General features: G+C 34.9%; 10 protein-coding genes and 2 pseudogenes. 7 read left to right on the top strand and 5 right to left on the bottom strand.

Annotation, left to right across the window (positions count from 1 at the left end; all coding sequences use genetic code 11):
* Nucleotides 1-1,158 precede the first annotated feature (1,158 nt).
* From F6K22_RS16660 to glgA, 6 genes and pseudogenes are all read left to right on the top strand, one after another.
* Nucleotides 1,159-1,623, top strand: a complete 465-nt coding sequence (locus F6K22_RS16660; RefSeq protein ID WP_293099913.1) for a DNA phosphorothioation-associated protein 4 — start codon at nt 1,159-1,161, stop codon at nt 1,621-1,623.
* A 157-nt stretch (nt 1,624-1,780) separates the two neighbouring features.
* Nucleotides 1,781-2,170, top strand: a complete 390-nt coding sequence (locus F6K22_RS16655; RefSeq protein ID WP_293099910.1) for a helix-turn-helix domain-containing protein — start codon at nt 1,781-1,783, stop codon at nt 2,168-2,170.
* Nucleotides 2,167-2,397 carry a hypothetical protein gene (locus F6K22_RS16650; RefSeq protein WP_293099907.1) on the top strand — a complete coding sequence of 77 codons (231 nt, stop codon included), beginning with the start codon at nt 2,167-2,169 and terminating at the stop codon, nt 2,395-2,397. Before F6K22_RS16655 ends, F6K22_RS16650 begins: the two co-directional genes overlap by 4 nt.
* Nucleotides 2,398-2,402: 5 nt before the next feature.
* Nucleotides 2,403-2,648 carry a transposase gene (locus F6K22_RS16645; RefSeq protein ID WP_293099905.1) on the top strand — a complete coding sequence of 82 codons (246 nt, stop codon included), beginning with the start codon at nt 2,403-2,405 and terminating at the stop codon, nt 2,646-2,648.
* A gap of 27 nt (nt 2,649-2,675) precedes the next feature.
* Nucleotides 2,676-3,122: pseudogene (locus F6K22_RS43520) on the top strand (zinc ribbon domain-containing protein).
* A gap of 568 nt (nt 3,123-3,690) precedes the next feature.
* Nucleotides 3,691-5,109 carry a glycogen synthase GlgA gene (gene glgA / locus F6K22_RS16635; protein WP_293099898.1) on the top strand — a complete coding sequence of 473 codons (1,419 nt, stop codon included), beginning with the start codon at nt 3,691-3,693 and terminating at the stop codon, nt 5,107-5,109.
* Nucleotides 5,110-5,254: 145 nt separating this feature from the next.
* On the opposite strand, the pseudogene F6K22_RS16630 reads toward glgA, so the two are convergent.
* The 3 genes and pseudogenes from F6K22_RS16630 to F6K22_RS16620 all read right to left on the bottom strand — a co-directional run.
* Nucleotides 5,255-5,431 (bottom strand): annotated as a pseudogene (locus F6K22_RS16630) (IS5/IS1182 family transposase); the annotation flags it as partial.
* A 269-nt stretch (nt 5,432-5,700) separates the two neighbouring features.
* A complete protein-coding gene (locus F6K22_RS16625) occupies nt 5,701-6,129 on the bottom strand; it encodes a DUF1824 family protein (RefSeq protein ID WP_293099896.1) in 429 nt (142 codons plus the stop codon).
* Nucleotides 6,130-6,830: 701 nt separating this feature from the next.
* Entirely contained in the window at nt 6,831-7,172 is a 342-nt protein-coding gene (locus tag F6K22_RS16620) for a hypothetical protein (protein WP_293099894.1), read from the bottom strand.
* Nucleotides 7,173-7,521: 349 nt separating this feature from the next.
* Here F6K22_RS16620 and F6K22_RS16615 point away from each other — a divergent pair, with 349 nt between their 5' ends.
* Entirely contained in the window at nt 7,522-8,550 is a 1,029-nt protein-coding gene (locus F6K22_RS16615; RefSeq protein ID WP_293099891.1) for a polysaccharide deacetylase family protein, read from the top strand.
* Nucleotides 8,551-9,079: 529 nt separating this feature from the next.
* Here F6K22_RS16615 and F6K22_RS16610 read toward each other — a convergent pair.
* Nucleotides 9,080-9,349 (bottom strand): hypothetical protein, encoded by a 270-nt coding sequence (locus F6K22_RS16610; RefSeq protein WP_293099889.1) that lies wholly within the window; start codon nt 9,347-9,349, stop codon nt 9,080-9,082.
* Between the two features lie 39 nt (nt 9,350-9,388).
* A partial coding sequence (locus F6K22_RS16605; RefSeq protein WP_293099886.1) for a hypothetical protein occupies nt 9,389-9,591 on the bottom strand: 203 nt, incomplete at its 5' end.

The raw sequence follows: 9,591 nt of genomic DNA, 5'->3' as shown, positions 1-9,591 counted from the left end.
GACTGAGTTCTAACTCCTAACTCCTAACTGCCACCAAAATATTACAACTTAAATAGGATTACTATAGTTGATATAAGTTAAATCAAGAGACAAAAATTAGTTAATCAGGAAATACAATTATGCGTAAAGAATATAATAAATTAGTCCGCGCTCGCATCCCATAAATTATCCGTAAAAATTGTCTATAATTCCAAGCTGTAACTCTTTCAGAAATAGAATATCGGCAATAATTACGACAGAAACTTAACCAATCCGACGGCTCCCCTACCTGAAGACTGAGTTCTAACTCCTAACTCCTAACTGCCACCAAAATATTACAACTTAAATAGGATTACTATAGTTGATATAAGTTAAATCAAGAGACAAAAATTAGTTAATCAGGAAATACAATTATGCGTAAAGAATATAATAAATTAGTCCGCGCTCGCATCCCATAAATTATCCGTAAAAATTGTCTATAATTCCAAGCTGTAACTCTTTCAGAAATAGAATATCGGCAATAATTACGACAGAAACTTATTGAAGAAGCTCAAGAAGCTGCAACAGCTAATAACCATGATTTATTAATACAAATAGCAGATTTATTAGAAGTAGTAGATGCTTTACTCAAAAGTTATGGCATTTCTTCTAATCAAGTCAGGTTAGAACAAGACAAAAAGCGAGCAAGTAAAGGAGATTTTGAGAATAAAACTATGTTGTTATGGACAGAAGAAAATACCAGTAAATAGGAAATATTAAAAATATAGTTGAGAAAAAATATACCAACTAATATACCGAGTAGGACTTAAACAAAACAAAACCACAAAACAGTCTCAAATATATACAAATAGAGGCTTTCACACCAAAAAAGTATAAATCTTTAACTCTCAAGGGTTCCAGCCATTTTTAGGGAATCGACGTAATTTCTTTGAATCCTTACACTGTAAATAATATAGGATTTCTCACCCTTGATCGGGTATACTTATTTTTCTTCTTATAGTTTTCCAGTTAAAAGTCCGAAACTAAGAACTATCCACCCCCTCCCCAATTCCTTTGTTTGAGAATATTATCCTTACCAATTTTCTCCAGGCGATTTAAGCTTTGCTTTTGTCAAATATATTTTCTTTATTCTCAAAATATGACTGCTATATTTGGGAATAAACATTGATTTTTTTAGTTATGAACAGAATTAGAATTGCTAAAGATAAAGCAGATTTAGTCAAAGCTTTAACCGAATCAGAAGGAAAAACAGGTCCCTTTAAAACCTATGCAGATGTGATGGTATTTGCTGCATCTTTAGCTATTAAGAAAAAAAAGCGAGTTCCACTGACAGAAATTTCTCCAAGAGAACCAGGTCCGATTAATATTGAAGTATTTTGGTCTAGGGGATATGACAGTATTATTAAATTAATCGCGATCGCCGACACAAGAGATACAAAAATTCTCTCCCAAACCAATGAAGAAATAGAAGAAAATCGGATTAAAATATTTGAAGAGTATGCTAATGGAGGATTGGAAATCTTACAAGATGAATTAAGGGGTGCGGTAAATTATTCAGAACGGCTTTTATTAGTTTTAATTTCTGAGAGATATCAAAAACCTCAACCAGAAATAGAATTTGATTTAACTAAATTTTTGGGGTAAAAGACGTTAGGTTGTGGAAAGAAATAAAAATCATAAATATGAAAATTAATTAAATCTTTAACCGAAAAATTGGATTTGAAGCCTCGCTCTTATAGGGCTAATTTTGAGTTTTTTCCAATAAATATGTTATAATAGATGTTAGTTAAAAATTCAGATTATGAAAGCTAGATTTAAGTACCGTATCTATCCAACACGGCAACAAAGAAACCGATTAGCCAAACTATTTGGTTGTGTTCGAGTTGTTTGGAATGATAGTCTAGCTTGCTGTCAGGAAAAGTACACTCTTAGAGAAAAAAAAAACACTAATTATGAGCTACAAAAACTCTTTATTACTCAAGCTAAAAAGACTGAATATAGAAAGTGGTTAAGTGAAGTTTCAATTGTACCATTACAGCAATTATTAAATGATTTAAACCGTAGGGGCGAATGGTCATTCGCCCCTACCAAAACTTTTTCAGTTCGACAAAAGGCCAGAGAAAAGGTCAAGCTATTAAACCACCAAAATTTAAAAGCAGGAAATCAAAACAAACTGCTAGGTTTACTTTGAGAGGGTTTAAAGTATATCAACATAAAGTTCCTAGCAACGCCAAGATTGGAAAGCTAAAAATAATTTGGTCAAGGGAATTACCTACTGCTCCATCATCAGTAACAGTAATTAAAGATTCGGCTCATAGATATTTCCTTAGTTTTGTAGTAAAAATTAATCCGGAAATCTTACCCAAAACTGATAATTCAGTGGGTATAGATTTAGGTATCAAAACTTCTGCTAAGTAGGGACGTTGCATCCAACGTCTCTACATGGTCAAAAAATTGATGCACCCAAACCACTCAAAAAACGGGTTAAGAAGTATCGCCAGTTAAGCAAATCATTATCTAAGAAAACTAAGGATTCTAAAAAGTATGAAAAAGCACAGGTTAGAGTAGCTAAATTTCAGGCCAGGCTAAAGGACACAAGAACTGATTTTCTGCATAAATTATCCACTGAAATAATTCGTGAAAACCAAACAATTGTTTTAGAAGTATGACAACGTTTCTGGAATAGTAAAAAAACGGTGCGACCCCGCGACGACGACAGCTCGCTTGCGGAACGCGCACCAAGAGACCGTAAATTATCCAAAGCTATATCAGATTTAGGATGGAGACAATTTAGAACCTTCTTAGAGGGGAAAACTGAAAAATACGGTCGTAATTTTAGAGTGATTAGTCCTTGGGAAGCAACATCTCAAACTTTCTCATGTTATGGATTCAAAGGTGGAAAATTATACCTTTGAGTCAGAGAATGGGAATGTCTCAACTGTGGTGCTAAACATGACCGTGATGAAAATGCAGCAATAAATATATTAGTCGCTCCTTGGGTATGCTTCCTGCCTCCTACAGAGGAGCTGCCTCTTGCCTCCTTTCCTGCGGAATGCTGCCTCTTGCCTCCTCCGGAGGAGCTGCCTCTTTCAGAGGAGCTGCCTCTTTCAGAGGAGCTGCCTCCTGCGGAGGAGCTGCGCTAACGCTAACGCTAACGCTTTTCATGTCGGCGACAGCCGAAACGCTTTTCATGTCGCGAAGCGAAACGGAGACAAAAAACGGACGTGGAGGCAAGCATAAGACTAGCGCATCTGTTAGCAGCAGCCAATGAGACGTCAACCCACCGAGGAGCTACGGCTCGGTAGGAATCCCCGTCCGTTTTACGGCGGGGAGGATGTCAACAACTCTAAATTCCCATACCATACATTTATCGTCTTTTGGGCATTAATGGCAACAGGGAATAAGCAAAAATAAAAGTAAAGTCTCAGAGGTTCTGCTCCTATACGCCCTCTTAACCTTAGCAGTAATTATCAATTATTAATTGCTGATAACACAGTTACTCTGTAAGAGGCTAACTGACTGCTAAGAGCTGAATTTACATTTGTTTTGTTAGTCCAGCCAAATTTGAGGAAAAACAAAAATTTTTTTTTGAATTTTAAGATAAGATTGACTTCTGACTTCATGATTCCTTAATTAATAGTCAAATAGGTGCGCCCATACAGGTATGATGACGATATTGAGAATCAAAAAGGGAACGCAAATTAAAAAATTATGCGAATTTTATTTGTAGCTGCTGAAGTGACTCCTTTAGCGAAAGTTGGTGGCATGGCAGATGTAGTCGGTGCCTTACCCAAAGTGCTACGAGCAATGGGTCACGATGTCCGTATCTTCATGCCTTATTATGGTTTCTTAGGCGACAAGATGGAAGTTCCAGAAGAACCCATATGGGAGGGAACTGCCATGTATCAAAGCTTCAAGATTTATGAGACGGTACTACCAAAAAGTGACGTGCCATTGTACCTATTTGGTCATCCTACTTTTTGGCCACGTCGTATCTACTATGGAGATGATGAGGACTGGAGGTTCACTCTATTTGCCAATGGGGCGGCTGAGTTTTGCTGGAATGGCTGGAAACCAGACATCATTCATTGTAATGACTGGCACACTGGCATGATTCCAGTTTGGATGCACGAAACTCCAGATATTAAAACCGTATTTACTATTCATAACCTAGCTTATCAAGGACCTTGGCGCTGGTACTTGGAAAGAATTACTTGGTGTCCTTGGTACATGGAAGGGCATAATACAATGGCAGCAGCGGTTCAGTTTGCTGATCGAGTAACTACTGTTTCTCCCACCTATGCTGGTCAGATCCAAACACCTGCCTATGGTGAACGCCTAGATGGCTTAATGTCTTTTGTGAGTGGGAAACTACAGGGCATCCTTAATGGTATCGATATGAACTTTTATAATCCAGCTAATGACAGATATATTGCTCAAACTTATAATGTCGATACCTTGGAAAAACGGGTTGCCAATAAAGTTGCTCTTCAAGAAGAGGTAGGTTTTGAAGTTAACAAAAACACCTTCTTAGTAGGAATGGTTTCCCGACTGGTGGAGCAAAAAGGACTTGATTTAATGCTGCAAGTCTTAGATCGGTTTATGGCTTATACTGATAGTCAGTTTATTCTGTTGGGTACTGGCGATCGCTTCTATGAAACTCAAATGTGGCAGATAGCAACTCGTTACCCTGGTCGGATGAGCGTCCAGCTTTTATATAATGATGCCCTTTCCCGACGAATATATGCAGGTACTGATGCCTTCTTAATGCCCAGTAGGTTTGAGCCTTGTGGTATTAGTCAGTTATTGGCAATGCGTTATGGTAGTGTGCCTATCGTGCGTCGCACAGGTGGGTTAGTTGATACTGTCTCTTTCCATGATCCAGTTAACAATGCTGGTACTGGCTATTGTTTTGATCGTTACGAACCACTGGACTTATTTACTGGAATGGTTCGAGCTTGTGAAGGTTTCCGGTTCAAAGAGCAATGGTATGAATTGCAGAAACGTGGCATGAGAGAAAACTTTAGCTGGGATAAATCAGCTTATGAGTATATCAAAATGTACAAATCAATGCTCGGATTACCTGAAGAAGATACAGCAGTAGAGAAAGAGCCTGAATTAGCACAATAATACCTAATTTGGAAAAGGAATTGAGCTATTTTACCTCAATTCCTTTTTCTTTTTATACTAATTAGGGTTTGCTGATAAAATATGAAAGCTATTGATTTTTTATTCAAAATAATAATGATAATAAAAAATTATCATCATTATTTATTCAACCATAAATTAAAATGATTAAACAGACCGCAAAAACAATTTTTTCTCCAAAAAAGTACAAAAAAAGAGAAAAAGCTTTTTTCAAGAGGGTAGAAATGTTGATTACTAAGAAAGTAATTGCGATGGCAGTTGCGGAAGTTTCAGGAAGTTTAGCTATCACTTTTTCCAAGTTAAATCCTCCCCGGAATAATATACTTTATTTATACCGATACTACCGGATTTATAGCAGTTTCGGATTTAGTGAGGTACAAAGTTTTATAACTTTAGTAAATAGGGAAGAGAGATTACTCTTCAACTATACCTCATCATCCCCGTAAATTGCTGTAATATTACAACGTATTTGGGATTGCTATATCAGTCACAGCACTTTTTTGTTTCCCTTATTTAATAGCTTGGTTTCCCAGCTAATTCATATGCTTAATTAACATAAAAATAACCTTAATTTTAAGTAAATAAATCTAGTGGCAGATGACCATAAGTTCCATTAATTCCTGTCGCTTCAGCAGATTGACAAGAGACTAATACGCCTCGATATTTGCCAGTATAGGATTCCATAATATATGACTCTTTCATACCATTAAATTTAAGATAAACAGACTCTTCAATAGAGTTAAAATTAGACTCATTTATCAGAGTTGTATTATATCCTAAAGCTTCTAAATAGCTTCCTAAAGTATATAAAGCTTCCGTAGTTGAATCCGCACAAATTCCTAACAATTGATGGTCAGACAAATTTGCCAATAACAAAATTGCAGCACGGGTGAGAGCTTTTTCCTCTTGTGATTCCACTAATTTCATATCTTTACAAGTAAATTGATGGAGAATTTTTTCAGCTTGAGAAACAGTGAGATTATGAATATTTTGAGTAGACATTAGTACCTGTATAAAATTAATTTAATTGACGCTGGAGGTAGGGAAGACTTGAGCAGATAACAGGAAAGAGAAAATAAGAAAAACAAGTGTATTTCACTAACTTGAGAAATCTTATATAACATCATGTCCGGTTAAACAATTATCAATAATTAGGAAGCACTCAAGAGTCAGGAGCGGGAAGAAGGGGAAGAAAAAAGGAGAAAAGTATGAGAAAGTTTTTTTATGATGCTATTAGGCGGAGATTAGATAAGCCTTACAGCAGTTTCTAAGTTGATGAGTACAACATTCTGGGAGAGTAGGGAGCAGGAAATCGCGAAAAGAGATTAAGATTAAAACTTTACCTCACTGTCCGCCCAAAGTGCTGTAATTACAAAAAAACTAACTGCTGATAGCTGAGTAATAATCGCTATCATATTATATCAAGTTCAAATAATTAGTTAATAGACAGAGATTACTTCTGACTTCTAACTTGCGCGTAGTGCTATCCCACCGAGAAGAAATTAAACAGATGTATTTCAATTTCTCCCCTAAGACTCTAGGACCCTAGGACCCTAAATAATAAGTGTCCAACCGAAATAATATTACCCCGCAGAGACTTTTTCTCGTTTCTGGGGGGTAAAAGGTATTATTGGAAAGATTGGAGTAGATTGTTACGAAATCATTAAATCAGTTATTCTATATAACATAACTGCACAAAACAGTTAAACTGTCAATTGTTGTCGCTTAAGTAAGTTATCTAAGAATGAATTTTGGTAGCCCCACTTTACAGTATAAGACTCTTCTTCTGAGTCTGGAACTTGATTGACAGACACCAATATTGAGTCAGTGGAACGCACTACCATTTCTCCATTTACCAAAGCTTGTCGCCATTGTCTTCCTGTCTTCCAAGCCGAATATTTTACCCCACTCCAACGAGGATTAACTGGGTATCCTGCAAATCCAGAACGTAGTGCAGGAATATAAGCACTTTTGAGTTGAGTATGGACCAAAATTCCTTCTGTTAGTTTAACAACCTTGAGGTTGTGATTCTGTTGCTTAAACATGGGACTCACCTCCTATTGTACATCTGCTTAACTATTCTTAACCTATCATAATACAGATATTACACAAATCTATATCTTAATATATAGTTAAATTCCAGCTAATATTAAATCAATTCAGCAAAGTAATCTAACTTTTTAGATACGGAGATATGGGAATCACTCAAGGGTAGGTTTTGAATAAAGGGTAAAATTATAGCTTTAAGTAGAAACTTATCCTCAGGAAAAATCAATGGTACAAAATCATTAGACTAAAGATTATCTAATTTTTCAGATTCATCAGGAAAATAGTGATATTATCGTCTCTACCTGTCCATAATTTATAGGTTTTGGATTGAATATAGGAAGAGATATGATTAATCAAAAATGGATTGAAAATTTGATTTGGGTACTTAGTACGAAGTCTACTCAACCCCTATTCTCTATTATAGATAAGTTAAAACTGACTATTATACCATTAAGATGGTACAAAGATTTTTTTTTGATTGAGTTTCTAGGTCAGTGGGTAGGTAAACTTGTATACCTTTCATTAATATTTATCGTAACTTTAGGTTTGACTGCTGCAACTGTTAAATCTCCTAGTGTGAAAATTCCAATTTTTGGTTTCCATGACATTATTGATTTACAGAATAAGGCTGATTTACCTCCATATCGCAGTTTGTCGGATATGGATTATACTAAACAGGATTTAGAGAAGTTTATAGACTATTTAGTACAGAAAAATTACTGGTTTTTATCCTCTCAGGATTTGTTTATCTATTTTATTAATAAATCTCAGCCTATACCGACTGAGCATATAGGTCAAAAACCTGTAATGTTGACTTTTGATGATGGCTATAAGGGAGTGCATAAAAATGGAATTCCAATATTGGAACGGATGGAGAAAAAATATGCTGAGAAGGTAAAGTTTGTGTTGTTTGTTAATCCTAAAAGTTTGGGATTTGATAATGGGAAAGATTTACCACATCTTAGTTGTCAGGATTTAAGAGAAGGATATCAAAAAGATTTTTATGATATTCAGTCTCATGGATTTACTCATAAAAATTTAACTAAAATCGATTCTAAAGAATTAGATGTAGAACTGTATTTTGCTAAGTTGGCGTTGAGGAAATGTACTAATGATTTAGACAAAAATAAAATTGTTGCTGCTCATATTGCCTATCCCTTCGGTGCAATTAATAAAAGAGTCGAGAGAAAGTTACCTAAATATCATTTGACTGGGTTTATTTATGATGATAATTTTCTGAGAGTGAATTATTTGAAAAATCAGTTCCGTATTTCTCGAATTACTGTTGGTAGTCGCACATCTCCTTATAAATTAATCAGGTTGGCGAGTCGAGCTTCTACCCTGAAGAAAATTAGTAAGTCGAAAAAGATTTAGGATTGTTATTTTGTCAGTATTCAGCTATTAGCAGTCAACTATCAGCTTTTTATATTGATTTTATATGAAGTTGCACAGAATTATGAAATTAATTACTTTATCTGTCTTTCCAATATACAGTCATTTCAATTTGATATTAAAGAGAAGTAATACTAAGGTATGGGCTTTTATTGATAGTTTTAATTATCCCTCAATCTCTGAAGACTAATTACCCACGATAGAGACAGTGATTTAATCACTAATTGCTGATAGCTGATTCCTGTGATTATTTCTCCATTTTGCTATCCTGAATTTATCTAAATATAGTGAGTATTTGACTTGTAAATAATCAGAAAATTGTCAATATTCTTATTTGATTTTTTTTTCGTAGTTCCATATATTCAGTTAAAACTTGTTTGACAATTTTGGGGTATTCAGTTAATTTATCCATTCTTTATTTTATTCTTGTAGAGTTTGATTCTTTGACAACTAGGTAACTCACAACTCAACCCTGTTAAGAAGCTCAACTTCCCGATCTATTTTCAGCTTTTTATTTATCTTTATTTCTTGCATCCTTAGTATATCTTTCAATAAGAGTATTAAATACACTATCAGCAAAGCGATCGCTAAAGCCTACTAGAAAAGATAAAATCAGGATTACTTCTGTAGTTATTTTCTCTGATGTTAATAGGGATAAATCAGAAACAAGAATTAGATAAAAAGCAGAACCAAGTACAATTCCCTGTACTAATCGAGTAATAGTCCATTTAAGAACATTTCCAAACTCATAAATTGGTTGACGGTTGAAGCGATAAATCATTGCTGCAAAGCTACCTATAAAACTCCAGAAAACAACAGGCTAAGGAATATTTAGCAATGGAAGTTTTAGGTCATCTAGAGGTTTTTCTCCAACTGTTAATAAAAGTCCATAAAGGAAACCTCCAATAATCATTAAAGAAATAATAAACATAATCGTTATAGTAACTAAACGAGTAGTTACTGTAGCCTTTTCTATATCGGAGCGTACTAATTGTTCAACTAAATCACGCCTTTTTTCAATGA

It is taken from the genome of Okeania sp. SIO2F4 (genome assembly GCF_010672385.1).
GTDB lineage: Bacteria > Cyanobacteriota > Cyanobacteriia > Cyanobacteriales > Microcoleaceae > Trichodesmium.
Note: the sequence above shows the minus strand (reverse complement) of the source record. Positions and strands in the feature narration are given on the sequence as shown.